Source organism: Gemmiger sp. (genome assembly GCF_036306485.1).
Lineage (GTDB): Bacteria > Bacillota > Clostridia > Oscillospirales > Ruminococcaceae > Gemmiger.
The window spans coordinates 63,720-90,168 of record NZ_JAXJZK010000014.1; the positions used below are offsets into that span (position 1 = coordinate 63,720).

Sequence of the window (26,449 nt, forward strand, 5' to 3'; positions counted from 1 at the left end):
TTGATCGAAGAACCGCCGTTATTTTACGGGGCAGAGACTTTCGGCCGGCATCATGGACCAGCGCGCGGCGGAAAGCTTTTCGCCCATCTTCATATGACGGCAGTTGGGCAGGTAGCTGATCAGCCCCTGCATCAGGAACTGTTCTTTGCTGATGGCCTTGACCATCTCATGGGTGGGGTTCTGGCGCACCTTGGCGCACAGGAACAGATACCGGCGCCAGCAGGCGGCGTAGGCGGCATCAATGACCGAGCGGTCAGCGCCGTTTTCCACATAGAAGCGGTACCGGTCGGCCAGACCGTCCACCGCGTCAAAGGCGGCGGGCTTCATCGTGGTGCGGCAGATGCTGCCGCTGCGCAGCCGGTAATTGTACAGCACATCGGGCAGGCAGACAACCTTGTCGCAGCGCCAGAACAGCCGGTGCGCCACAAAATCATCCTCGTGCAGCCGCCCTTCGGGGTAGTGCAGCAGCTTCCACACCTCGGCGCGGTACAGCTTGTTCCATGCCACGGTGTAATAGGTGCCGTTGGGCGTGTAGAAGTTGTTCAGCAGCTCCTTGCCCACAAACACACCCACTTCGGTGGGCGGCGTGTAGGCGGGCTCGTCCAGCGGCTGACCGTTTTCCTGCACGTCCTCGACCGCACAGATGGCCATGTAGGCGTCATGCGCCTCACAGGCGTCGAACATCTTTTTCAGGTACGCCGGGCGGACCACGTCGTCGGAATCCACAAAGGCGTAATATTTACCGCGCGCAGCGTCAATGCCGGTGTTGCGCGCACCGGACAACCCCTGATTCTCCTGATGGATGACCCGGACCCGGGCATCCCGCTTGGCAAAACGGTCACAGATCTCGCCGCATCCGTCCGTGGAGCCGTCATCCACCAGCAGGACTTCCATGGCACCGTTCTCGGCCGGGAAATCCTGATCCAGGATGCTCTGGATGCACTCCTCCAGATACGGCGCGGTATTGTAGATCGGTACAATCACGCTCACAGCGATATGTTCCATCAAAACTTCCCCCTCATTTTTCTCACGGTTTCTGCATCCGGCCCCGTGCAGCGGCCAGCCGATAGGTCAGGTCCGGCGCGGCGCAGAAGGCCACAGCGCGGATCTTTTCAAACGGCGCCACATAGGGACAGCGCAGAATATCCGGCAATATCGAGTCCAGATGCTTCTTGTGTGCCAGGAACCGGTCCTTCAGTTCTTTCAGATTGCCGGCCTCGGCGGCCTGACACCAGAACAGATAGAAGGCCTTCCAGTACCAGGCCACGGCCCAGCGGTAATAGTCCCGGCGCTCCGGCCGGTCGGAAAACCACCGCAGCCAGTTCCAGTACATCTTCAGATCATCCAGCTTGCGGGGCGGAAAAACCGCTTCGGTCATCTGGCCGCTGCGGCGGCGGTAATGGTACAGCGTCAGGGGCAGGCAGTAGACCTGTTCCCCGTCATAAACGCGGTGCAGTTCGCTGGCGTCGTCGCCGAAGAACATGCTCTCGTCAAAACGGACGCCCTTGTCCCGGAACAGGCGGATGTCAAACAGCTTGTTCCAGCACAGCAGCCCGTAAAATCCGCCGGTGCGGAAGGTATCCAACAAAAGCTCCATCGCATCCCGCCGGCCGGTGGGTTCGATCTGTACACCCGCGCCGGGCACCGGAGCATTGTGCTCATCCACGGCGTCGGCATTGCAGGCTGCCAGGCGAACACCGTTGTCCCGGATTGCACCCAGCAGCGTTTCAAACATCGTCGGCTCGATCAGATCATCGGAATCCACAAAGCCGATGTATGCCCCCCGGGCGTGTTCCAGTCCGACGTTGAGCGCCGAGGCCGGTCCGCCGTTCTGTTTGTGGAACACCCGGATGCGCGGATCGGTCCTGGCCAGTTCGTCGCACAGTTCCCCGCAGCCGTTGGGACTTCCGTCCTCCACAAGCAGCAGTTCAAAATCCCGGAAGGTCTGCGCCAGAATGCTCCGCACGGTGCCGGGCAGATAGTCCTTGGCATCATAGACGGTGGTGATGATGGAGATGGTGGGATTCGGCATGGAAAAATCCTTTCCCGATCAATTCGGCAAGAATCGGTTTTTGAATTTGGTATAGACGGCCAGCCAGCCGGGCAGATGCAGGGCAACGCCCAGACGATAGGGCAGTGCCAGCAGCCGGTTGGGGTCACACGCCAGACGGCTGCGCAGCGCAGCACGGGCGGCCGGGTCGGCCAGAATGCGGCGGAACAGTTCGCGGCGCTGCCTCAGCGGCATGGGCCCCGGACAGCCGGTCAGCAGTCCGTACTGGTTCAGGGCGGCGCGCACACGGCTTTTTTCCGTCAGACGGCGCTGCTCCTCCGGCGGCAGGTTCATCGCCTGCACAAGACGGCACAGCGCAGGGCGGGTGGTCTCCTCGGCGTCCAGCAGGTCTCCCCGCAGCCGCCGGGACAAACTCCCCGCCAGCATATCATTCTGCCTATAGTATACACCCGGCAGGCAATAAATGGCAGAGGAAATTTGTGAAAATTGTAAAATTTGCAAAAATTCCAGATTGAACAGCACATCCTCGTTGATCTGCAGCGTCTCGTCAAACCGCAGACCTGTGCGGCGGATCGGCTCCATCAGGAACAGTTTCGGGTACGGCGCCGCCAGATAACCGCTCTCAAACAGCAGCGGGTCCAATGCCTCTCCGAGCGCTGCGGGGCTGTCATACCGGCCCGGCGCCAGCGGACAGGGCGCCGGACCGCTGGCCCGCGTCATCCCGAAAAGAATCAGCGCCGGACGGCTCTTCAGGGCTTCGGGCAGGGCCTGCCACAGACCGGGCAGCAGCTCGTCGTCGGCGTCCAGAAAGAGCACCCAGTCTCCGGCGGCGGCATCCAGACCGGTGTTGCGGGCAGCCGATGCCCCGCCGTTGGGGCGATGGATGACCCGGATGCGCGGGTCCCCGGCTGCCAGCTCGTCGCACAGCGCACCGGTTTTGTCGGGACTTCCGTCCTCCACCAGCAGCACCTGCAGGTTGTCCGGTGCGCCGTCCAGCAGACTCGTCACCGCCCGCCGCAGCGTGTCCTGCGCCTTGTAGCAGGGGATGACCGCCGAGACAGGCGGCAGTGTCGTGTTCATGACGGTTCCTCCCGGTTCAGGATCTCGGCATAGATGGCCAGCAGATCGGCCGCGTTCTTGGCCGGGTCGTGGGTCACAAGCGCCCGGCGCCGGGCCGCTTCCCCGAATTCCGCGCCGTGGTCGGGTGCCGAGAGCACCTGCAGGATGGCGGCGGCCAGCGCCTCGGCGTCGCCGGCCTCGCCGTATACAAGGCCCTCGCTGCCGTCCAGCATCATGTCGGGAATGCCGCCGGCCCGGCTCGCCACACAGGGCAGCCCCAGCAGCATGGCCTCCCCGAGACTGTTGGGACTGTTCTCGGTGAAGGAGGTCAGCAGATAGAGGTCGGCGTCCAGATAGGCCTGCCGCATCGCGGCAGCGTCCAGCGGGCCGGTGTATTGCACATGACCGGCCAGACCCAGCCGGTCGATCAGACGGCGGCAGTAGGTCTGGTACGGGAACATCCGGCGGATCACAGGGCGCAGCAGCGGCCCCTTGTCCAGCGGCGGCCAGCCCGCCACCCGGAGCACGGCGCCGGGAAACCGCTCCAACACCGCCGGCATGGCCTGCAGCAGGGTGTGCAGGTTTTTCAGAGGATAGTTTCCCTGGCTGAGCAGCAGCACCGGCGCGGTGCCGAAGGTACGCGGATGCCAGACCGGCGGCTGGTAGAACTCCGGCCGCAGCGTCTCGTTGCAGGGATAGTACCGGGCCGCGGGGGCCAGGGCGGCGACGGCCTGCCGGTCAAAACCGGTGCGCCCCGTCACATACCCGGCCTGCCGCAGCAGATTGGCTTCCCGGGCGGCCAGGTCATCAAACCGTGCCTGCCACACATCGGGCAGCCAGCCCGGCACCACGCGGTCAATGCGGTGTTCCAGCCATCCGGTGTGCAGGTATCTGGCCGGTACACCGTCATTGAGGTGCTCGGCACAGGCGCGCATGACACCCTGAATGCCCACCAGCACCGGAATTCCCGCCTGCCGCGCCGCTTTGAGCATCGCCGAGGCGGCGGGGTACTCGGTCCCCCAGATGTGCACCAGGTCCGGCTTCCGGTCGGCCAGCAGCGCCGCAAAACCCTCGGCACTGCCGTCAGGCAGCAGAGCATACTGTACGCCCTCCCGGCTGCCGGTCGTCAGACAGGTCACCCGGGCATCCACACTGCAGAGCAGCAGGGAAGGGGCGTTCGGTGCTTCGCGGATGCCCCGCATGGCACCGGTCAGCCATCCGCCGCCGATCTCCCGCGCATCCAGCCCGCAGGCTGCCGCAGCCGCGGGAATGGTCACGCTCACCAGCCACAGAACCTTCATGACATCCTCCTTACAGGGCATTGAGAAACTGCCGGGCCACCGCATCGGGCCGCAGTTCGGGGAACAGCGCTTCCACCTCGGCAAAGCTCAGCCGTTTCCCGGCCACCCGGTCCAGCCATTGGGCCAGACGGTCTGCCGCGTCGGGCTGGCCGCGGTGCAGCACCAGACTGAGCGGATACCGCGCCAGATACGGAAGGGCCGGATCATTCTCGATCATCGCCAGATGCAGCACCGGTTTGCCCGCGGCAAAATACTCAAACAGTTTACTGGGCAACTGGTTTTCCACCGCGTTGCCCAGGTTGAGCAGCACATCGGCCCCGGCCAGCAGAGCACGGGCGTCCGCCAGCGGCACCGGGCCGGGAATCTGCAGATGCCCGCCCATTGCCTGCTCGGCGCGCTCGGCCTGGGCGGCAAAGGGCTTCCAGCCGCCCCCCGCCATGACAAGGGTCCAGCCGGATTGCGCCCCCAGAGCCGAGAACAGTTCCAGCGCAAACCCCGGCTCCCGCAGCCCCGGATACAGCGAGCCGCAGAAAACGCAGCGCCGGGAACCGGAACGGTCGGCAACCGCCTCGGCGGGCGGGACCAGGGCCGGGAAATCCAGCAGATGGATTTTCGCCGATGCCGCGGCCAGCGGAGCCCCCGGCTCATAGTCCTTCCGCGCCTGCCGCGTCACAAAGGAGGCATCCATCCGGTCCAGCAGCGCCAGCTCACGGGGATACCCGCCCGGGGCCCGGTAATCCCGGTTGGAGGCATAGGGGTCCAGCTGCCACAGCACCCGCCGCCCGGTGATCCGGGCCTGTTCCAGCGCAAAGGCGCTGCGGTAGGGGGCACAGACGGCGCAGACCACATCCTGCGGCTCGGCGGCATCCAGTTTTTCCAGTTCGCGGATGGTCCGCATGACGCGGTGGGGCCGGTGCAGGATCAGCTGGCGGAAGGCCGCCGCCACCGCGGTCGGATGGGCCATCAGCCGGAGCAGCCGCAGCGGCAGGGCGGACCCCTGCCGGGCACCGTTTTCCAGCGCCGCGTTCATCATCCGCTCGTCGGGAAAGGCCAGATACTCCGCCTTCAGCCCCTCCGGCACGGCAGGGCGGCGCGCACCGTCCCACAGTTCCAGCAGCCGGACCTGATGCCCGCAGCCGGCCAGGGCGGCTGCCAGACGGTGCCCCAGCAGCACGTTGGCGCTTGTGGGGTTTTCCACACTGTCCAGAATGAACAAAATACGCATGGGACAACTTCCTTTATCGGCGGTCTTTGAGCAGCCGGCGGCAGACACGGCACCACAGGTCGGGACAGTAGACGGTCGCCCAGGCCGCGGCCCGGATGGAGAGCGGCAGCCGCGGATTGCGCCCCAGATTGGGGTCCCGCAGCCCCGACCGGATGCCCACGCCCAGCTCGTTGAACTGGGCGCGATAGTTGGCGGCGTCGTCCCGGCGCAGGATCATGCTGCACAGATACACCAGTTTTTCGTAGTAGAAGGCGTTGGCGGACTGCTGAATCTCCGGGGCGGCGTGTTCGCGTATGTAGACGGCCGTGCGGCGCTGTTCGTCAATGCTCTCGGGCGGCAGTGCCCGGTGACTGGCCGAATCGGGATGCTGCCGGTAATGATACCCCGCAAAATCCACATAGGCGCAGCCGTTGGCCTGGGTCAGAACCTTCCAGTTGGCCAGCAGATCCTCGTTGTGGGCAAACCCGTTGTCGAACAGTTCGGGGGCAATGATCTGCTGGGAATACAGTTTGTTCCACAGCGCATAATCCACCCGGTGGTCATGCAGCAGCGCGTCCAGATGGGCGGGGGGCTGCAGGACGGTGGTCTCGGAGGGCGGGGCGCTCTCGGACGGCACCGTGTCGGTGAAACAGTCGTACCGGCAGCAGGCCGCCTGGCAGTGGGTGGAGACCGCCGCCTCGTACAACGTCTGCAGGAAGCGGGGGTGGTAGAGGTCGTCGGCATCACAGAAGGCGAACCACTGGGCGCCCAGATTCAGCCCGGCGCGTACCCCGGCGGTCCGCGCGGCCGAAACACCGCTCTGCCGCTGGTGGATCACCGCGAACCGGCTGTCCCGCTCCTCATAGCGGGTGCAGATCGCGCCCGAGGAATCGGTGGAACCGTCATCCACAAGGATGCAGGCGAAATCCCGGAACGTCTGTACGGCAATGGCCCGCAGACAATCCGGCAGGAACGCCGCCGCATTGTGGACGGGAACGATCACTGCAATGCAGGGATTGTGAAATTCCGCGCACAGGTCGCTCATCCTTTCACCGCCTTCCCGTACCGGAAAGACTGCTCCAGATAGAACTTCTGCAGTTTCCGCGCACTGGTGCGCACATCGAACCCGGCGGCCCGGGCCATGGCCTGGGCGTTGGGGTCCCGCTTGAGATTGGACCGGGCAATCACATGGGCCCACAGGGACGGGTCGCCGAGCGGCAGAAAATGCACGTTGCGGGCAAAGGCCGCGCCGCGGTCCACGGTATCGGACACAAAGCAGGGCAGCCCCGCCGCCTGGGCCTCAATCAGCACCACGGGCATCCCCTCAAACAGGCTGGGCAGCAAAAAAGCATCCATCGCACGGTAGTACCGGTACATCTCGCCCCGGACCCCGGCAAAAATCACACTGTCGCCAAGACCCATCTTGTCAGCCAGTGCCCGGATTTCAGCCTCCAGGGCCCCGCCGCCGCACAGGACCAGACGGGCGGAAGGCATCCGCAGACGCACCGAACGGAAGATTTCCAGCAATCCGGCGTGGTTCTTCTGCTCGGTAAACCGGCCGACATGGCCGAACAGCGTCTCGGAGGGCAGCACGCCCAGCTCGGCGCGCAGTGCCCGGCGGTCCTCGGGATCACGCTTGGCAAACAGATCGGTGTTGATGCCGTTGGGCAGGACCGTGAAAGGACTGTGCCCGAACAGCATCTCGCCGGCCTTTCGGCTGCAGGCAAACCGGTGGGTCAGCCCGCGGTTGAACTGGGAACTCATCAGCCGGTCCAGCGTGCCGACCAGATTATGCTCGTAGGCGGTGTTGTGGCTGTGCCCCACGCGCACCGGAACGCCGCATCGCCGCGCCTCGGCATTGTAGAACATACCAAAACCGCTGTAATGGCCGTGGATGATCTGGTACTCGGGATGAGAGGAGAAGAACCTGTGCAGATCGTACAGATACTTGGGCAGATTGTTGTCCTGCCGGATGGTCAGCTTGGTGATCTGACCGCCCAGGGAGCGGATCTCCTCGTCATAGAAGCAGGGCTTGTCATAGTGGTACAGAAAATCGAACTGAACCCGACTCTTGTCAATCGCCCGATAGATGTTCATGACAAACGTTTCCATCCCGCCGGTATCCATGGCGGGCATGATCTGTAAAACGCGAATTGGCGGCAATACGCCCCCTCCTTTCCGGGATAGGATCGGAATGCGCTCAGCCCTCCTCGTCCAGAAGACGGCGACATTCCTTCAGCTCGTCACGCATCCGGTCGGAGACCTCGGGATATTCGTGACAGCTCTTCTCGAGGGCATCCACGACGACCTCGCTGACCAGATACCGGGTATACCATTTCTGATCGGCGGGCAGCACAAACCAGGGGCTGTGCTCGGTGGCCGTCGCCGAGATGACCTCGTCAAACGTATCAAGATACTGATCGAACAGCGCGCGCTCCTTCAGGTCCGATGCAGAAAACTTCCAGTTCTTTTCGGGCCGTTCCAGCCGTTCGAGAAACCGCTTTTTCTGTGTCTGTTTGGACACATTCAGCAGAATCTTGACCACACGGTAGCTGTTCTCATACAGATATTCCTCGTAATTGCGGATCTGACGGTACCGTTTCCTGAAAAACTCCTTCCGGTCCTCCTGCAGAACACGGGGGGCCATCCGGTAGGTTTTCTGCAGGTCATGGACCTGGACAACCAGCACGTCCTCATAGTAGCTGCGGTTGAAGATTGCAATGCTGCCCCGGGCAGGCAGGGCACGGTTGACCCGCCACAGAAAATCATGGGACAGTTCCTCGGCGGTGGGCTGTTTGAAGCTCGTCACCCGGACACCCTGGGGATTCAGACCGCCCATCACATGCTTGACGATGCTGTCCTTGCCCGCGGCATCCAGTGCCTGCAATACGATGACCAGACCTTCCCGGCCGTCGGCGTAGAAGGCGTCCTGCAAAGCGGCCATTTTTTCCAGATTCTCCTCCGTTTTGCGAAGGATCGCTGCCTTTTCCTCATCCGCCTCACCGGCATCGGTGGGCAGGCTGCGGATCTCGCAGGGATGCGAGCCGTCGAACCGGTAATGATCTGCTTTCAAGACAAACACCTCCTGCCCGGATTACGGGGATATACAAAATCAGTATAACCGTTTTACGGGATTCATGCAAGCAAAAATCCGCGGAGGCCGGCAGGCACTCCGCGGAACAACAGCGCTATTAAGAACGATTTGCCGTGCGGCGCAGCATCTGACGCAGCAGCGTCCAGCTGCCCAGCAGCAGCACGGTCAGCAGCAGGTCCAGGGCAAACCGGCGCAGACAGGTCAGCACCAGATTGTCACCCTGCCACAGCGGGGCGGTAAAGACATCCATGTGGTGGACAAAGAAGAGCCACAGACTGTGCCGTCCCCAGAAGGAGAAAAACCGCCGCAGCGCCAGGTTGGCGCTCAGCTCCCGGCAGAGCTGGCAGAAAATCCAGATGCCGCAGACGCTTTCCAGGGCACAGAGAATGAAATTTTCATAGGTGCGCGAGGCAAGCTCAATGTAAATGCCGGCCTGACAGCACCAGGCCCACGGCACCACCATGGCCAGAAGCAGCGGGATGCGGAACTGTTCCAGCACCTCCTGCAGCCCGCGGAACCAGTGACCCAGTGCCAGATAGAGAACCACGAGCATGGCCACGTCCAGACACTGGGGCAGATAGCGGACCTGCCCGATGTAGGCGCCGAACAGCGCCACAATCATCGAAAGCGCAAAGCTGCCCTTGGGGAAGGCGACCGCCAGGGCTTCCCAGATCAGTTTGCCCCAGAACATCGCAAAGAGGAACCAGGGCATACCGCAGGAGGGAATGCCGTCGGCGGGGTTGCCGCTGGCCCAGAAGAGGGTCAGTGCGTTGTAGCGGGCGATCTCCCACAGGGAGGCAAGACTCTTGTCGTCTGCCAGCGCGTAGTTCAGCAGGACGTTGAAGACCTGAACTACCCCCAGTACCGGCACAATCAGGCCGACAAAATCCTTGCGGACCCGTCGGGCAAAGGCGGACCAGCTGTCCGGTAGGCGGGCGGTGTACCCGGTCAGGAAGAAGAACAGCGGCATATGGAACGAAAAGATGAAGTTGCGCAGCAGATTTCCGTAGGGCAGCGTATGTCCCAGCACGACCAGCATCATGCACAGACCCTTGGCGACATCGACCCATTCGATGCGCTTGTGACTGCCGGCCCTGACCGGCGCCGATACCGCGGCGGAGCGTTCCTCTTGCACGGCAACCATAACATTTCCTCCCAGGCGTGGACTTTCCTCTCAGTGTACCATCAACCGGACACCCTGTCAACAAAGGCCGCCCGCTGAACGGCGGACGGCCCTGCAGGCAAACTCAGCCCTGCGTTTTTCTCTTTTTTTCATCGTCGCTGCAATGCTGGTGGCAGCTGGCACAATGGCCGGTGCAGCCGCCCTGCCAGCCCTGCTTGCTGTTGCAGATGAAGCCGATGGCGGCTCCCAGCAGCACAAACACGACAACCAGAATGATAATACTCTGCACGTTCATACGAAACGCCTCCTTAAATCAAGCCGAACAGCACGCCCACGGTGTGGACAAGGAATGCCATGATCCAGGCAATGACGCACTGGACCACCACAACGCCGGCCGCGGCCCGGGCACTGCCCAGTTCCCGGCGCACCGCGGCGATGGCCGCCACACAGGGGGTGTAGAGCAGTGTAAAGACCAGAAATACCATCGCGGTGAAGGGGGTGAACAGGGAACCCAGCGCCGCCGTATTGCCGCCCAGCAGGACGGTCAGGGTGGAAACGACGCTCTCCTTGGCGGTAAAGCCGGTGATCAGGGCGGTGGAAACGCGCCAGTCGCCGAAACCGAGCGGGGCAAACAGCGGGGCAATCCAGCTGCCCACCAGCGCCAGCAGACTGGCGTCCGGCGTGGCGGCCACATTCAGACGGGTATCAAAGGTCTGCAGGAACCAGATCACGACGGCCGCCACAAAGATGATGGTGAAGGCGCGCTGGATGAAGTCGCGGGCCTTTTCCCAGATCAGCTGTCCCACACTGCGGGCGGAGGGCAGACGGTAGTTGGGCAGCTCCATCACAAAGGGCACCGGCTCACCGCGGAACCGGGTGCGCTTGAGAAGCAGCGAATACAGTATACCACACAGGATGCCGAAAAGATAGAGGAAGATCATGACGGGAGCCCGCCACACCCGCGGGAAGAATGCCGTGGTGAACAGGGCATAGATGGGCAGCTTGGCGGAACAGCTCATGAAGGGGGTCAGCAGGATGGTCATCCGGCGGTCGCGGTCACTGGACAGCGTCCGGGTGGCCATGATGGCCGGGACCGAGCAGCCGAAGCCGATCAGCATCGGCACAAAACTGCGCCCCGACAGGCCGATGCGGCGCAGCAGCTTGTCCATGACAAAGGCAACACGGGCCATATAGCCGGTATCTTCCAGGATGGACAGGAAGAAGAACAGCGTCACGATGGTGGGCAGGAAGCTCAGCACGCTGCCCACACCGGCAAACACGCCGTCAATGACCAGAGAATGTACCACCGGGTTGATGCCGTAGGCCGTCAGGGCGGCATCGGTCAGACCGGTCAGCGCATCGATGCCCAGCGTCATCAGGTCGGCCAGCACAGCGCCGATCACACCGAAGGTCAGCCAGAACACCAGCGCCATGATGCCCAAGAAGCAGGGCAGGGCCGTGTATTTGCCGGTCAGGATGCGGTCAATCGCCACACTGCGCTTGTGCTCGCGGCTCTCGCCGGGCTTGACGACGGTGTTCTCGCAGAGTCCTTCAATGAAGGTGAACCGCATATCGGCCAGAGCGGCCTCCCGGTCCAGCCCGGTGGAGGTCTCCAGCTCGGTGATCGTGTGGCCCAGCAGTTCGGTCTCGTTGCTGTCCAGCTGCAGGGCCTGCTCGATCAGATGATCGCCCTCCACCAGCTTGGTGGCGGCAAACCGCAGCGGCAGCCCGGCGGCGGCCGCATGGTCCTCAATCAGGTGGGCCACCGCATGGATGCAGCGGTGAACGGCGCCCTTGGGGTCGTTGGGATCGGAACCGGCCGAACAGAAGTCGATGCGGCCCGGCAGTTCGCGGTAACGCGCCACATGGATGGCGTGCTCGATCAGCTCGTCGATGCCCTCATTCTTGGCGGCCGAGATCGGCACCACCGGAATGCCCAGCATCTCTTCGAGCTGGTTGACCATGATGGTGCCGCCGTTGGCGCGGACCTCATCCATCATGTTCAGGGCCAGCACCATCGGGGTGCCCAGCTCCATCAGCTGCATGGTCAGGTACAGGTTGCGCTCGATGTTGGAGGCATCCACAATGTTGATCAGACCGCAGGGTTTCTCGTTGAGGATGAAGTCCCGGGTCACAATCTCCTCGCTGGAATAGGGCGAGAGGGAATAGATACCGGGCAGGTCGGTCACCGTCGCCTCGGCATGACCGCGGATCACACCGTCTTTGCGGTCCACCGTCACGCCGGGAAAGTTGCCGACATGCTGGTTGGAGCCGGTCAGCTGGTTGAACAGCGTCGTCTTGCCGCAGTTCTGGTTGCCGACCAGTGCAAAGGTCAGCTTGGCACCTTTCGGAATCGGGGCACCGGCCTTGCGGGACCGGTAGCTCGGCGCCTTGCCCAGCTCGCCGACACCGGGATGCGCGACCATCTTGTGCCGTTCCTCGCTGCGGGCGGCACGGTCGGTCGCATGGATGCCCTCAATCTCAATCTTCCGGGCATCGTCCAGCCGCAGCGTCAGTTCGTAGCCGCGCAGTTCCACCTCGATGGGGTCGCCCATCGGCGCCACCTTGCGCAGCGTGACCTCGGTGCCGGGGGTCAGCCCCATGTCCAGCAGATGATGCCGCAATTCGCCGGTACCGCCCACACGTTCGATCAGGGCGTCCTGACCGACCTGCAGCTCTGCAAGTGTCAACATAACCTCATTCCTCCGTCAAAATTTCCCAATCTCTATGTGTATTATAATAGGAAACCCATCCAATACGGACAAAGTTTACCACAACTAACTGACCCTGTCAATACTGCCCGGAGCCTTGCGGAAAAATGCACAATTTATCGCACAAAGGGGGGCAGTGTTGCCACATTTCGCTGAAATTGATATTTATGCGTTGACTTTGAATATTTATGTACTATACTTAATCCTATACCGTAATGGTAGGGCGGAGTGAGGGAAATTCTCCGCCAAGAACAAAGAGTAAGAGGGTAAAGAACAATGAAAAAAGTACTTTCTGTCATGACCGCTGCGGCCCTGACGCTGAGCCTGGCCGGCTGCGGCGCCACCGGCACGAGCAGCAGCTCTTCCGCTGACAGCACCGTCAGCTCCACCGAGACCGTTTCTTCCTCCGAGGCCGTGTCTTCTGCCGAGACCGCTTCCGAGGATCTGACCACCGTGGTGGAGGGCAAGCTGACCATGTCCACCAACGCTGCCTTCCCTCCGTACGAGATGACCACCGACTCCGGTGATTTCGAGGGCATTGATGTCGAGACCGCTCAGGCCATTGCCGACAAGCTGGGCCTGGAGCTCCAGATCGACGATATGGACTTTGACAGCGCGCTGCTGGCCGTCCAGCAGGGCAAGAGCGACATCGTCATGGCCGGCGTTTCGGTCACCGATGACCGCCTGGCCGTCATGGACTTCACCGACAGCTACGCCACCGGCATCCAGTCCGTCATCGTTCCGGAAAATTCCGACATCACCTCCATCGATGACCTGGCCGGCCATCTGATCGGCACCCAGCGCGGCACCACCGGCTGGCTGTACTGCACCGACGATTACGGCGAGGACAGCGTCGTTGCCTACGATGACGGTCTGACCGCCGTCCGTGCCCTGAACAACGGCCAGGTGGACTGCGTTGTCATTGATAACGCTCCCGCCCAGGAGTTCGTTGCTTCCAACCCCGGCCTGAAGATCCTCGACACCAACTACGTTGAGGAAGACTACGCCATCGGCGTTGCCAAAGGCAACACCGCGATGCTGAACGCCGTCAACAACGCTCTGAAGGAGCTGAAGGCGGACGGCACGCTGCAGGCCATTGTGGACAAGTACATCAACGCGGACTAATTTCTGCGGAATAACCACGGGGAGGTGGCCCGGACCGGGCCGCCTCCCTTTTCGTGAAACAGGAAAGGTGAGGGTGTGAATGGCCGCACAGTTTGAAATGCTGTCGGAGCTGGCCAAAAGCGGCGTCAGGCTCAGCTTCTGGCAGGACATGTTCGTAAAATTCTATCAGGCGTTTCTGCTTTCCAACCGCTGGCAGCAGTATCTGGGCGGCGTAGGCACTACGCTGATGGTAACCGCCATTGCGCTGGCCATCGGCATCGTCCTGGGCAGCATCGTGGCGCTGGTCCGCGTGGCGCATGATCAGCAGCGCGGCAGCCACCGCAACCCGGTGCTCGGATTCTTCAACCTGATCTGCCGTGTGTATGCCACCGTCATCCGCGGCACGCCCATGATGGTCCAGCTTCTCATCATGAGCGGCGTTATCTTCATCAACTCCCGCGCCTTCACGATGGTCGGCGCCCTGACGCTCGGCATCAACTCGGGCGCCTATGTGTCCGAGATCATCCGCGGCGGCCTGATGGCCGTCGATCCCGGCCAGATGGAAGCCGGCCGCAGCCTGGGCCTCAACTATATGACGACCATGCTGCTCATCATCATCCCGCAGGCACTGCGCTCGGTGCTGCCCTCGCTGGGCAACGAGTTCATCGTCCTGCTCAAGGATACCTCGCTCATCACGGTCATCGGCGGCAAGGAGCTGCTGTATGCGGCCCAGGCCATCACGACCCGCACCTATGAGGCCATGTTCCCGCTGCTGGGTACGGCGGCCATCTACCTCGTGCTGGTCATGATCTTCACCTGGCTGCTGGGCAAACTGGAAAGGAGGATGGCGCAGAGTGATCGTCGTTAAAGGATTGAAGAAGAGTTACAAAGGTCTTTCGGTGCTCAACGGCATCGACCTGACCATCAACAAGGGAGATGTGGTCTGCATCGTCGGCCCTTCCGGCTGCGGCAAATCCACCTTTCTGCGCTGCCTGACCCGTCTGGAAGAGCCCACCGGCGGAACCGTCACGCTGGACGGTACCCCGGTGACCGAGAAGGACATCGACAAGATCCGCGCCCGGATGGGAATGGTGTTCCAGCATTTCAACCTGTTCCCGCACCTGACCGTCAAGAAGAACATCACCCTGGCGCCGGTGCGCCTGGGCCGGATGAGTCAGGAAGCCGCCGACGCCAAGGCCATGGACCTGCTGCGCCGCATCGGGCTGGCCGATAAGGCCGATGCCTACCCCAATATGCTGTCCGGCGGCCAGAAACAGCGCATTGCGATTGTCCGTGCGCTGGCCATGGAACCGGAAGTCCTGCTCTTTGACGAGCCGACCAGCGCCCTGGACCCCGAGATGGTGGGCGAGGTTCTGGAACTCATGAAGGAGCTGGCCCGGGACGGCATGACGATGGTGGTGGTCACCCACGAGATGGGCTTTGCCCGCGAGGTTGCCAACCGCGTCATCTTCATTGACGAGGGTGTCATCAAGGTGGACAAGCCGCCGGAGGAGTTCTTCAAGAACCCCGAAAACCCGCGTCTGAAGGCCTTCCTCTCCAAGGTCCTGTAATACAAAACAAAGACGCCTTCCGGACCCGCAGGGTCCGGAAGGCGTCTTTTGCTTTTTTGAAATCGCAGATCAGTCCAGCTCAAAATCCCCGGGCAGCAGCAGGTCCAGAGCGGCGGAGGGATCGGCCACCAGACGCTTGGACTGGTTCAGAATCGCCTTTTCCAGCGTGTTGCGCGCCATCCGTCCGTTGCCGTTGCCGGCGGCATCCTCGGCCTGTTTGCGGTCATAGTAGGTCACCAGCGGCAGGGAACAGCTCTCCTCCAGCCGGTAACCTTTGCTCATCGCCAGACTGCGGGTGATGGCCAGCAGCTCGGACCCCGTGTAGTCGGGAAATTCGATCTGGTTGGGGAACCGGCTCGCCAGGCCAGAATTGGCAGTCAGAAAGAGCGCCATCTCCTTGCTGTATCCGGCCAGGATCACCACGAACTCGTCGCGGTGGTCCTCAATGCCCTTGACCAGGGTATCAATGGCTTCCAGACCGAAACTGTCCTCGCCGCCGCGGTAGAGACTGTACGCCTCGTCAATGAAGAGAACGCCGCCCAGTGCACTCTGGATTACCTGGTTGACCAGCGGCGCCGTGTGGCCGACATACCGGCCGACGAGGTCGGCGCGGGTCACCTCAACCAGCTGCCCGCCGCGCAGCGCACCGATCGCCTTGAGATACTTGGCCAGTATCCGGGCAATGGTGGTCTTGCCGGTGCCGGGATTGCCGGTGAAGATCATGTGCATATTGACGGCAGCGGCCTTGAGCCCCTGCGCCTTGCGCCGCTGCTGGGCCTGGACATTGTCGGCGATGTCGCGCACAAAATTCTTGACCTCTTCCAAGCCGACAATGGCATTCAGTTCGGACTCCACGGCTTCCACATCGCCGCGGTACTGCTGGGGCAGCAGGGAGAAAAGATCAAAAGGCTCCCCACCGGCCACCGCCGCGGTCAGACGGCCGTCCCGCACCTGCAGAACCACCGCCGCACCCGAAGCGGGCAGGGGATCGGCGTCGAGCAGATACTCCGCCAGTGCGCGGAAGATGGTGTCCACATACTCCCGCATCGCCGTCATGCCGCTGGTCTTGCCGTACTGGGCGGCAACCAGATCCCGCACATCAGCGCCCATCGTCAGCGTCAGACCGCACTGCGTTTTGGTGCGCTGGGCCAGGTCGTTGAGTTCCCGTGCGGCAATGGCCGTCAGACTTTCGGGCGTGAAGGGCTGGGTGCGGCAGATATCCCCCTCCAGCGCATCCACAAACCGTGCCCCGAACTTGTCCGCCAGGGCAGACTCATCCCGGGTGCTGAAAAAGACAAAATATTTGCCCGCGGCCTGCAGTTCCCCGATCGCACCGGGGGCCAGCGCGGTGCCCACGTCGACCAGAATCCCCCGCTGCAGCACATACCGGTTGGACAGCGGCAGCGTTCCGTCTATGGCCAGTGTGGCCAGCATGTTCAGATACCCCGCCGCGCAGCCTTCGTACCGGTCAAACGCGATGACCTCGGCCGAGGATTGCAGCGCCGCATACAGGTCCTGCAAAAACAGCTTTTCCTGCGCAGGACCCGGATAGAGCGACAGATCCATCGTCTCGATCAGATTGCTCCCCAGCAGCCCGCGCCCGGCCATCTCGTCCACCACGCAACGCAGTGCAAAATGGCGTCCCGTGCCTTCCGGACCGCAGAGCAGCATCGTGCCGCGGGCGTGGGTCTTGTCAACGCCGCCCAGTATGAACGGACGCCGGAACGCCTTGACCAGCTGCTGGACAAAGGCATCCTGCCCCAGAACCTGGCTGCGTACCCGGTCGGCAAGGCCGGCAAAACCCGAAGCGTCGGTGCGGGGCGCCGGCGCGGCCGAAGGCTGGGCAATCTTGCCGCCCAGCAGCCCGTCTTGGCGCAGACTCTGGGTCAGTTCGCTGCTCATCCGGCGCACGCTCTCGGCGGTGGCAGCACCGGCCCGCTGAACGGCATCCAGGGCATCGGCGGCACCGCGCTGGCGTTTCTGGGCGGCGTTCAGGGCGTCCAGCTGCGCCTGCATCTCATCCAGGCTCTCGCGGGCGGCATCGCTCTCCTCGCGGGTGGCCCCGTATCGGCGCCCGCCGGTCACGCTGCGCACCCAGGCATCATATTGGTCTTCAAGACTCATGGCAACCTCCGTTCTCCTCCTCGGAAGATGGCCGGATGGAAACCCGGTAGAAATTCTTCACACTGCATCCCGCACGTCCGCCGCCTGCACAGGCACAGGCGCACGCACAGGAAGAAACACAGGCGCAGGCACAGCCCGCATGGTGGGAGCTGCGCCCCGCTCCGCCGCCCCGGGTGGAACCGCCGCCGGTGTGGACGGGCGGTTCCACCGGATGATAGCCGGAGGGCGGCGGCAGGTGCGGCGCCATATGAATGACATTGACGCCGTTGGAATACCAGGCCCAGTTTTCGTCATCCTCCTGCCCGAATCCGCCGCGCCAGACCGGGGAGCGGCGGACTAGCCCGATCACCAGGAAGGCGAGCATCACGCAAAAGGCCGCCCCGATCAGCGGGGCATTGGAGTCATCCTCGGTGGTGGTGTAATAGATTTCATCCTCGGTGGCGGCGGAGCTGCTGTCAAATCCCAGGGCCAGCGAGGCATCCGCCTTCACCTGGGCGGTCAGCTTTTCCCCGTGTCCCAGATCTTCGGCCCGCCAGACCAGATACCCGTCTTCCGTGTCGGTGTTGTCCGCCGAAAGCCCCTCGTCGGCCCGCCAGCGGATCACCAGCTCCGAGATGCAGAGATCCTCAAACCAGCCCGGCGTGAAGGTGAAATCCGCCGACCCGTCGCTGTTGTACACGAACAGATGGGACTGATGAACCCGGAAGGCGAACTGCACCGAACTCTGGCCTCCGTTTCCGGCGGCCACATCGGGGGCATAGTAGCGCTGCAGAAAGACGATCTTGGCAAAGGAGCCGTTCTCGTTCAGCGGCGTGACGCTGCTCACCGTCTTGGGCGTCAGATTTTCAAAGCTGTCGTTGTGGGCGTTGGGCAGGCCGATTTTCACCCAGCTCAGGGCGTCCCCGGCGTCGCCGCCGATCACGTCCCAGTCAATCTCATAGGTAATATCCGCCGTGCCGTCCTCCCGCGGGTCCACCGTCACCACATAGCGGGAGATCTGGTCCAGGTCTCCCGCGTCGGCATGGGAGGGCACTGCCAGCAGGGGAAGCAAAAACAGCAGTGCCAGGACAGCCCAAAAATGTCTGATCCGCAGATGCAACAGTTTCATCGATTTCCTCCTTATCGGTCGGCCAGCTGGCAGCGGTGTTCCATCCGGGCGCTCACGCTGCGAATGCGTCGGCAGGCGGAGCCGTTCCAGATGTGGGACCAGGAATCATGCAGGATATTGCCCAGTCCGGCGTCGGCATCCAGCCAGCTCTGGCAGGGCAGGACCGTGCCGTCCGGCGCAATGGCCATGTTGGACAGACAGGCCCCGCAGCTGGGAATGCTCTTGAATCCCAGCGATTCCAGCGTCTCGTCGGGCAGCCAGCCCGGACTCGTGAAGTCCACATCCAGCCCGTTCTCCCGGGCATAGGCCATGGCCGTGCGCAGCACGTCGGTCAGTTCCGCCGCACTCAGCCGGGTGGCCTTGCTGGAATCGGTCACCGCACCGCCCGCCGGAATCAGTCCGCTGCAGGTCAGATACCGCACGCCCAGCTCCTGTGCCAGCGCCAGCGTGCCGCGATAATCCCGGTTGCGGGTGCACAGCGGCGTGTTGATGCTCACATTCAGCCCGGCTTTCACGGCGTTGCGGATACCGCTGACCGTGTCATTCCAGCCGGCCGCCCCGACCAGTTCGTTGTGAATGTCGGCGTCGGCAGAATACAGTGTGACCTGAACGCTGTCCAGCCCGGCCTCAAACAGTTCGTGGCACAGGGCGCTGGTCAGCAGCCGGCCGTTTGTGTTCAGCCGGGTGACAAACCACTGTGCCGCCTGAATCAGGTTTACCAGATCATGGCGCAGCGTCGGTTCACCGCCTGTGAAGGTCAGCTGGGGAATACCGGCCGTCCGGCATTTCTGGATCACCGCCAGCCACTGGTCGGTGTCCAGCTCCGGCACGGCGCCCAGGGGCTGGTTGGCGGCATAACAGTGCAGACATTTCTGGTTGCAGTGCCAGGCGCCGTCCTTCTGCATGGAACTCACCATCAGGTCCATCCGGTGCGGCGTCCGCATATAGGGGGCATAGCTGCCCAGGTCCATCGGCTTGACCGCAACCGGCGGCTTCTTGCCGGCCGCAACCGCCCGGAAGGACGCCAGCATGGAATTCAGGTCGCTGCGGATCTGGGCGGCAGATTCCTTTTTATACACCTGCCTTGTGGCGGCAACCGCCTGGTCCAGCACGGTCTGCCACTGTTCGGGGGTGATCTGCTGCCCCTCAAAGGGCTGCAGGGCATCCATCAGGCCGGACAGCAGAATGGACCAGGAGATACTCAGCGGCAGCAGGTCCCGCCCGTTGAGAAGCACAATATACGGCACGTCGGTCAGCTGACGCGTGCAGGGAATCAGATGGATGCGCAGACTTTCCGGACCGCCCGGGTCCAGGGTGACGTGTCGGACCGTGTCCAGGTGGCGGCGCAGGTACGCCCGCTCGGCATAGGATAGCAGATTCATCACAACCACTCCAAAGTTTGTAGGCATAGCAATCAGACATCCGCCGCCGGCCGGGAAAAGGCAGGCTTTGCCAAATTCCGGACCGAAAAGGCGGCGATTTTTGTACATTATATCATAGGGCGTGGGGAAATACAATCGGGCATCGTCAGAATCCGTCGAGGCTCCCCCATACAAAAGCGGACCCGCCCGGTGGATTCCGGACAGGTCCGCATCAAAATCATACGACAGACCGTTCTCCGTGCGCTATGATAGGCGCAGGATACGCTGTCAGAAACTTCAAAAAAGGTACTATTTTCCTTGCCGTTCGGCTCAGAAGGTGAGGTTGCCGAACTCGGACAGACGCAGTGTCTCGTTGTGCTGGGTGGCCCAGTCGATGCTCCACGGGCTGCCGAACAGCAGCAGGTGGTTGCCCTTGAGGTCCTCGATGCAGCGGGTATCGCTGGTTACATTGAGGCTGTGCGGGTCCAGCTCATCGGGATCGTTGAGAATCCACCGCAGATGCTCATAGGGCAGGGTCTGCATCCGGATATCGACATTGTACTCGTTGCGCAGACGGTATTCCAGCACTTCCAGCTGCAGCACGCCCACAACGCCGACAATGACTTCCTCCATGCCGGCGCCCAGGTCACGGAAAATCTGGATGGCGCCTTCCTGGGCAATCTGCTCCATGCCTTTGACGAATTGCTTGCGCTTCATGGTGTCCACCTGGGTCACCCGGGCAAAGTGTTCCGGCGCGAAGGTCGGGATGCCGGCAAACTGGACATGGGGCTTGCCGGTGCACAGCGTGTCGCCGATCGAGAAAATCCCCGGATCAAACAGGCCGATGATGTCTCCAGCATAGGCCTCGTCCACAATGGCGCGGTCGTCAGCCATCAGACTGGTGCCGGTGGCGAGTTTGATGTTCTTGTTCTCCTGGACATGGAAAGCCTCCATGCCGCGCTCAAACTTGCCCGAGCAGATCCGCAGGAACGCAATGCGATCCCGGTGATTCTTGTTCATGTTGGCCTGGATCTTGAAGATGAAACCGCTGAAATGATCGCTCATCGGGTCCACGGTCTCGCCGGTCAGCGAATCGGTGCGGGGCAGGGGAGGCGGGGTCAGCCGCAGGAACTCTTTCAGGAAGGGTTCCACGCCGAAGTTGGTCAGCGCCGAGCCGAAGAACACGGGAGAAAGTTCTCCGTGCTGCACGGCTTCGAGATCGAATTCCTCAGCGGCGCCGTCCAGCAGTTCGATGTCCTCGGCGAGCTTTTCATGGTTGGCGGCGCCGATCAGATCATCCATGCTGGCGTCGCCCAGTTCTGCCTCGACCTCGTTGACCCGCTTGACGCCGTTGGCACGGCCGTCGCTCTCAAAGGCCAGCACATGACGGCTCTGGCGGTCAAATACGCCCTTGAACTCCTTGCCGCAGCCGATGGGCCAGTTCATCGGATAGGTCTTGATGCCCAGGATGGTCTCGATGTTCTCCATCAGTTCAAAGGGATCACGCGCCTCGCGGTCCATCTTATTGATAAAGGTAAAGATCGGGATGTGGCGCAGGGTACAGACCTTGAACAGTTTGATGGTCTGGGCCTCGACGCCCTTGGCCGCGTCAATGACCATGACGGCGGAGTCCGCCGCCATCAGGGTACGGTAGGTATCCTCGGAAAAGTCCTGGTGTCCCGGTGTGTCCAGAATGTTGATGCACTTGCCCTCATAGTTGAACTGGAGGACCGAGGACGTGACCGAAATACCACGCTGTTTTTCAATATCCATCCAGTCCGAAACCGCGTGCTTGGCGCTCTGTTTGCCCTTGACGGAACCGGCGGTCTGAATCGCGCCCCCGTAGAGCAGCAGTTTTTCGGTCAGGGTGGTTTTGCCGGCGTCAGGGTGCGAGATAATCGCAAAAGTCCGGCGGCGTTCAATTTCTTCACGCAAAGATGCCATTGGGTCAAAACTCCTTCAATTTCAATGTGACCGGTTGCACAAGGTGCATCACATGGGGGCACACTCCTCTATTGTATCAAATACCTTCCTATCATACTCTGTTTCGCACCGGATTGCAACGTTATTTTTGCGTGTCGGCCGCCTTTTTCTGCGCTTCGGCGTGCAGATGTCCCATCGCGACATAGTGAACGGCATTTTCGCGGTTGCTGCGTGCCAGCTCCTCCGACACGGCGCCCCGCACCTTGGCCGGCACGCCCATCGCCACCATCCCGTCGGGAATCACGGTTCCCTCGGTCACCAGGGCGCCCGCCGCCACCACGGCGCCGCGTCCCACCACGGCCCCGTTCATCACGGTGGCGTGCATCCCGATCAGGGCATCCTCCCGGACGGTGCAGCCGTGCACCACCGCACAGTGCCCCACCGAGACACGATCCCCGATCGTCACATCCATCTCCGGCCCGGTGTGCAGCACCGCGCCGTCCTGAATATTGGTGTCACGGCCGACATGAATACAGCCGGTATCTCCCCGCAGCACCGCGCCGTACCAGACACTGCTGCCGGGCGCAAGTTCCACTGCGCCCACCACCGTGGCGTTGTCCGCCACAAAGGCATCCCGGTCCACCCGGGGCGTTTTGCCATCCACCGTCAAAATCGACATTCCAATCCCTCCTGTCGGAATACTGCCCCCATCATACAACTTTTCACTCAAAATTGCAAAACCCGGCGGGCTCTGCTATACTGGAGCAAATGGGTATCAGGAAAGGAGCCTGCCATGAACCCTTTACGGATTGCCGTTCTTTCCACCAGCCGGATTGTGGCGGAACTGATGACGCAGATCGGGGACTGGCCCGAAGTCCGGGTCACCGCTCTGTGCTGCCGCCCCCAGAGCGAGCCCAAGGCCCGGCGCTGGGCCGATGCGTACGGGATTCCCGCCGTCTATACCGACGAGGACCTCTGTTACCGCACGGGCGGATTTGATGCGGTCTATATTGGTACAGCCAACCATCTGCACTATGCGGCGGCCCGGCGCGCGCTGGAAGCGGGCTATCCGGTCCTGCTGGAAAAGCCCTTCACCGGCACGCTGGCCGAGGCGCAGGACCTGTATGCCCTGGCGGACCGCCGCGGCCTGCTGCTGATGGAAGCGATCACCACGCCCTACCTGCCGCAGTACCGGTTTTTACAGGAACAGCTCAGCGCCATCGGGCCTGTGCGCGGCGTCATGGCCAGCTTCTGTGCCCGCAGTGCGCGGTATGATGAGTACCTGCAGGGAATCTGGAACACCACCTTTGACCCCGCCTGCCTGGGCGGTGCGCTCAACGATATGAATGTCTATAACCTCCACCTGCTGACCGGGCTGCTGGGAATGCCGCAGAGCTGCGCATATCACCCCAGCCTCGGGTACAACGGTGTTGACACCGCCGGCCTGGCGCTGCTGCACTATCCCGGCTTCACGGCGGCGGCCCTGGCGGCCAAGGACTCCGAGGGCGTCAACGGCTGTGTGATCCAGGGTCCCGGCGGGCACCTGCATGTCGAGGGCGGAACCAACGCCCTGCCCACCGTCTATGCGGTGCTGGGCGGCATCCGGGGCGGCGGAACCCGGGTGGACGGGCCGGCACCGGTGCGCCACCGCATGGCGTATGAGTTCGCCGAGTTTGCCCGCCTGGTCCGGCAGCGGGACCCCGCCGCCGAGGCGGAGGCCCGTGCCCGCACATTGACGGTGATGCAGCTCCTGGACCGGCTGCATGCCTGTGTAAAGGAAGGGAATCACGATGATCAAGATGGTCTGCAGTGACCTCGACGGTACGCTGCTGCAATACGGAAAACAATCGCTGGAAGGCGAGATCTTTGACCAGATCCGGGCGCTGTATGCCCGCGGCATCCTGTTCTGCCCGGCCAGCGGCCGACAGTACACGAGCCTGCGCAGGCTGTTTGCGCCGGTGGCGGACCAGTGCGTGTATCTGTGCGAGAACGGCGCCGTCATCTTCCGGGATGGCCGGGTGATTGCCAAGACCCCGATGCCGCGTGCCCTGGCCGAGGAGATCGCCTGGGATTTCTGGAACCGCACCGACGAAAAGGGCGAGATCATGCTCTCGGGGGAGAACACATCCTACCTCATGGACCGCGGCCGCGGCATCGTGGACCGGATCCGGTTCATCGGCAACAACTACCGGATCATCCGCGACCCCGCCGAGATTCCCGAGGAGATCGTCAAGGTCTCGGTCTATCTTGACGAGGGCGTGGACGCCTACGCCGACCGCTTTGTGCCCCGCTGGCAGCAGGCCAACTGCGCGGTGGCCGGCCCCAAATGGATCGACACCACCCTGTCCAACAAGGGCACGGGCGTGCAGGCGCTGTGCAGGGTGCTGGGCATTGACCCGGCCGACGTGATGGCGTTCGGGGACAACTATAATGACGTTGCCATGCTGGATTTGGTCGGTCATCCCTACCTGATGCAGACGGCCGCCGAGCCGCTCCGGGAGCGGTATCCCCGGCAGACCCCCGCCCCCGAACAGACACTGCGGGAGCTGCTGCGCACGGAAGGCTTGTCCGATAAAAAGGACTGACCAAAAATGCCGGGGGAACCCGGGGCTTTTGGATTGACTTTCCAATAAAAAAATGATACTATGACAATGATAAAATTATACGGGTTGATCAAAAAAAGAACACCCGTACAGGAGGCGCACATCTATGAAACAGTTTACTTACACCATTCAGGAAGCCGTTGGCATCCACGCACGTCCGGCGGGCCTGCTGGTGAAAGAGGTCAAGAAGTATAAGAGCACGATCACCGTTGCCAAGGATGACAAATCCTGCAATGCACTGAAGCTGATGGCGCTCATGGGCATGGGCATCAAGTGCGGCGATACCGTCACCGTCACCGTCGAAGGCGAGGACGAGGATGTTGCGGCGCCGGCCATGGAGCAGTTCTTCAAAGAGCATCTGTAATCGATACGATCTTACGGACGGCCGCCTGTATCAAGTCGGGCGGCCGTTCCGCTTTACAAAAAAGGAGTGATCCGATGATCAGTATTCAGGGAAAAGGCGTTTCTTCCGGCGTAGGAGTGGGCCCGCTGTACTTCTATCAGCGCGCCAAGAATGAAATTCCGCGTTATACCGTCACGGACACCGACGCCGAATGGCATCGCTTCAAGGGTGCGCAGACGGCGGCCATCGAGCAGCTCGGCGAGCTGGCGGAGAAGGCCCGTGCCGAAGCGGGCGATGACGCGGCCATGCTGTTCGAGACCCACCAGATGATGGCGGAGGATCTGGACTACGAGGAAGCCATCGAAGGACATATCAACGATGACAAGATGAACGCCGAGAGCGCCATTGCCGACACGGCGGTGCAGTTTGCGGCGATGTTCGAGTCGATGAACGACAGCTATATGCAGGCCCGCGCCGCCGATGTCAAGGATGTCTCCAACCGCATCCTGGCCATTCTGTCGGGTGCCGTGCAGGGCGGTATTGCCTCCGATGTTCCGGTCCTGCTGGCGGCGGACGACCTTGCACCCTCCGAGACGGTGCAGCTTGACAAGTCCAAGATTCTGGGCTTCATCACCGCCGGCGGTTCGGGTTCCAGCCATACGGCGATTCTGGCCCGCACGATGGGCATTCCGGCCATTGTCGGCGTCGGCGACGCCCTCAAGCCGGAGTATGCGGGCCGCCCCTGCATCATTGACGGCGCCACCGGCAATGTGGTCATTGATCCCGACGACATGACCCGTGACCGCCTGATGAAAAAGCGGGAAGAGCAGATGCGCTTGCAGCGCCTGATGGAGACCCTCAAGGGCCAGCCCAATGTGACCAAGGACGGCAAGAGCCTGCGCATCTACTGCAATATCGGTTCGCCGGATGATGTCCACGCCGTGCAGGTCAATGACGGCGGCGGCATCGGCCTGTTCCGCAGCGAATTCCTCTACCTCAACAGCCCGGATTTCCCCACCGAGGACGAGCAGTTTGAGGCGTACAAGAAGGTCCTGGCCGATATGGACGGCAAGGAAGTCATCATCCGTACGCTGGACATCGGCGCCGACAAGCAGATCGGCTATTTCAACCTCCCCAAGGAGGACAACCCGGCCATGGGCATGCGCGCATTGCGCATCTGCCTGACCCGGCCCGAAATCTTCAAGACCCAGCTGCGTGCCCTGTACCGTGCTTCCGCCTATGGCAAGCTGGGCATCATGTTCCCCATGGTGACGAGCGTCTGGGAAGTGCGCGAAGCCAAGAAGATCTGCGAGGAAGTCAAGCGCGACCTGAAGAAGGAAGGCATTCCCTACGCCGAGGATGTGGAAATCGGTATCATGATCGAGACGCCGGCGGCTGCCGTCATGAGCGATCGCCTGGCCAAGGAAGTGGACTTCTTCAGCTGCGGCACCAACGACCTGACGCAGTATACGCTGGCCTGTGACCGCCAGAACAATGACCTGGGCCGCTTCTATGACCCGCATCACCCGGCGGTGCTGCGCCTCATCAAGCTGGTCACCGACAATGCCCACAAGAACGGCATCTGGGTGGGCATCTGCGGTGAACTGGGCGCCGACCTGACCCTGACCGAGACTTTCCTCGCCATCGGTGTGGACGAGCTCTCCGTCAGCCCCCGCGCCGTTCTGCCGCTGCGCAATGCGGTCCGCATGACCGATACCCGCGAAAGCGCCGAACGCCTGCTGGATTCCATTCTGGGCGAATATTCCCCCAGCGTCTGATTCTCAAAAGCAAAGGAGCCGATGACTTAAG

The 26,449-nt window shown here is 62.3% G+C and carries 23 protein-coding genes; 7 read left to right on the forward strand and 16 right to left on the reverse strand.

Annotated elements, in window-relative coordinates; translation table 11 throughout:
- Nucleotides 1-18: 18 nt before the first annotated feature.
- From U0L91_RS02015 to feoB, 11 genes are all read right to left on the reverse strand, one after another.
- Entirely contained in the window at nt 19-1,005 is a 987-nt protein-coding gene (locus U0L91_RS02015) for a glycosyltransferase family 2 protein (protein ID WP_330044451.1), read from the reverse strand.
- A gap of 22 nt (nt 1,006-1,027) precedes the next feature.
- The gene (locus U0L91_RS02020; RefSeq protein WP_330044453.1) at nt 1,028-2,032 is read right to left on the reverse strand and encodes a glycosyltransferase family 2 protein; all 1,005 of its coding nucleotides are present in this window, start codon (nt 2,030-2,032) and stop codon (nt 1,028-1,030) included.
- A gap of 18 nt (nt 2,033-2,050) precedes the next feature.
- Entirely contained in the window at nt 2,051-3,091 is a 1,041-nt protein-coding gene (locus tag U0L91_RS02025) for a glycosyltransferase family 2 protein (RefSeq protein ID WP_330044455.1), read from the reverse strand.
- Nucleotides 3,088-4,371, reverse strand: a complete 1,284-nt coding sequence (locus U0L91_RS02030) for a glycosyltransferase family 4 protein (protein ID WP_330044458.1) — start codon at nt 4,369-4,371, stop codon at nt 3,088-3,090. The genes U0L91_RS02025 and U0L91_RS02030 overlap by 4 nt, the downstream gene beginning before the upstream one ends.
- Nucleotides 4,372-4,381: 10 nt before the next feature.
- Nucleotides 4,382-5,596, reverse strand: a complete 1,215-nt coding sequence (locus U0L91_RS02035) for a glycosyltransferase (protein WP_330044460.1) — start codon at nt 5,594-5,596, stop codon at nt 4,382-4,384.
- A 13-nt stretch (nt 5,597-5,609) separates the two neighbouring features.
- Entirely contained in the window at nt 5,610-6,620 is a 1,011-nt protein-coding gene (locus tag U0L91_RS02040; protein ID WP_330044461.1) for a glycosyltransferase, read from the reverse strand.
- The gene (locus tag U0L91_RS02045) at nt 6,617-7,738 is read right to left on the reverse strand and encodes a glycosyltransferase family 1 protein (RefSeq protein ID WP_330044463.1); all 1,122 of its coding nucleotides are present in this window, start codon (nt 7,736-7,738) and stop codon (nt 6,617-6,619) included. Before U0L91_RS02045 ends, U0L91_RS02040 begins: the two co-directional genes overlap by 4 nt.
- Before the next feature lie 37 nt (nt 7,739-7,775).
- Entirely contained in the window at nt 7,776-8,648 is an 873-nt protein-coding gene (locus U0L91_RS02050) for a PPK2 family polyphosphate kinase (protein WP_330044466.1), read from the reverse strand.
- Between the two features lie 118 nt (nt 8,649-8,766).
- On the reverse strand, nt 8,767-9,813 hold the full coding sequence (locus U0L91_RS02055) for an acyltransferase family protein (protein WP_330044467.1): 1,047 nt from the start codon (nt 9,811-9,813) through the stop codon (nt 8,767-8,769).
- A gap of 103 nt (nt 9,814-9,916) precedes the next feature.
- Entirely contained in the window at nt 9,917-10,087 is a 171-nt protein-coding gene (locus U0L91_RS02060; RefSeq protein ID WP_330044469.1) for a FeoB-associated Cys-rich membrane protein, read from the reverse strand.
- A 13-nt stretch (nt 10,088-10,100) separates the two neighbouring features.
- Nucleotides 10,101-12,482, reverse strand: coding sequence for a ferrous iron transport protein B (feoB, locus tag U0L91_RS02065; protein WP_330044727.1), 2,382 nt, complete (start codon nt 12,480-12,482; stop codon nt 10,101-10,103).
- A 297-nt stretch (nt 12,483-12,779) separates the two neighbouring features.
- Here feoB and U0L91_RS02070 point away from each other — a divergent pair, with 297 nt between their 5' ends.
- The 3 genes from U0L91_RS02070 (at nt 12,780) to U0L91_RS02080 (ending at nt 15,178) form a co-directional block, all read left to right on the forward strand.
- Entirely contained in the window at nt 12,780-13,628 is an 849-nt protein-coding gene (locus U0L91_RS02070; RefSeq protein ID WP_330044471.1) for an ABC transporter substrate-binding protein, read from the forward strand.
- Nucleotides 13,629-13,707: 79 nt separating this feature from the next.
- A complete protein-coding gene (locus U0L91_RS02075) occupies nt 13,708-14,475 on the forward strand; it encodes an amino acid ABC transporter permease (RefSeq protein ID WP_330044472.1) in 768 nt (255 codons plus the stop codon).
- Nucleotides 14,462-15,178, forward strand: coding sequence for an amino acid ABC transporter ATP-binding protein (locus U0L91_RS02080; RefSeq protein WP_330044474.1), 717 nt, complete (start codon nt 14,462-14,464; stop codon nt 15,176-15,178). Before U0L91_RS02075 ends, U0L91_RS02080 begins: the two co-directional genes overlap by 14 nt.
- Nucleotides 15,179-15,247: 69 nt before the next feature.
- Here U0L91_RS02080 and U0L91_RS02085 read toward each other — a convergent pair whose 3' ends face one another.
- The 5 genes from U0L91_RS02085 to U0L91_RS02105 form a co-directional block, all read right to left on the reverse strand.
- Nucleotides 15,248-17,302, reverse strand: a complete 2,055-nt coding sequence (locus U0L91_RS02085) for an AAA family ATPase (protein ID WP_330044476.1) — start codon at nt 17,300-17,302, stop codon at nt 15,248-15,250.
- The gene (locus U0L91_RS02090) at nt 17,292-18,410 is read right to left on the reverse strand and encodes a hypothetical protein (RefSeq protein ID WP_330044477.1); all 1,119 of its coding nucleotides are present in this window, start codon (nt 18,408-18,410) and stop codon (nt 17,292-17,294) included. The genes U0L91_RS02085 and U0L91_RS02090 overlap by 11 nt, the downstream gene beginning before the upstream one ends.
- A gap of 11 nt (nt 18,411-18,421) precedes the next feature.
- Complete coding sequence (locus tag U0L91_RS02095; protein WP_330044478.1) at nt 18,422-19,792, reverse strand: radical SAM protein; 1,371 nt, start codon at nt 19,790-19,792, stop codon at nt 18,422-18,424.
- 309 nt (nt 19,793-20,101) lie between these two features.
- Nucleotides 20,102-21,715 (reverse strand): peptide chain release factor 3, encoded by a 1,614-nt coding sequence (locus U0L91_RS02100; protein ID WP_330044480.1) that lies wholly within the window; start codon nt 21,713-21,715, stop codon nt 20,102-20,104.
- A 121-nt stretch (nt 21,716-21,836) separates the two neighbouring features.
- The gene (locus U0L91_RS02105; protein WP_330044482.1) at nt 21,837-22,373 is read right to left on the reverse strand and encodes a gamma carbonic anhydrase family protein; all 537 of its coding nucleotides are present in this window, start codon (nt 22,371-22,373) and stop codon (nt 21,837-21,839) included.
- 114 nt (nt 22,374-22,487) lie between these two features.
- Between U0L91_RS02105 and U0L91_RS02110 the strand changes: the two genes are divergently transcribed.
- From U0L91_RS02110 to ptsP, 4 genes are all read left to right on the forward strand, one after another.
- Entirely contained in the window at nt 22,488-23,507 is a 1,020-nt protein-coding gene (locus U0L91_RS02110) for a Gfo/Idh/MocA family protein (RefSeq protein WP_330044484.1), read from the forward strand.
- Nucleotides 23,485-24,279: an HAD family hydrolase gene (locus tag U0L91_RS02115; RefSeq protein ID WP_330044486.1), complete on the forward strand. Its 795-nt coding sequence runs from the start codon at nt 23,485-23,487 to the stop codon at nt 24,277-24,279. The genes U0L91_RS02110 and U0L91_RS02115 overlap by 23 nt, the downstream gene beginning before the upstream one ends.
- A gap of 124 nt (nt 24,280-24,403) precedes the next feature.
- On the forward strand, nt 24,404-24,661 hold the full coding sequence (locus U0L91_RS02120; protein ID WP_330044488.1) for an HPr family phosphocarrier protein: 258 nt from the start codon (nt 24,404-24,406) through the stop codon (nt 24,659-24,661).
- 74 nt (nt 24,662-24,735) lie between these two features.
- On the forward strand, nt 24,736-26,418 hold the full coding sequence (ptsP, locus tag U0L91_RS02125) for a phosphoenolpyruvate--protein phosphotransferase (RefSeq protein ID WP_330044490.1): 1,683 nt from the start codon (nt 24,736-24,738) through the stop codon (nt 26,416-26,418).
- The last annotated feature ends 31 nt before the right edge of the window (nt 26,419-26,449 follow it).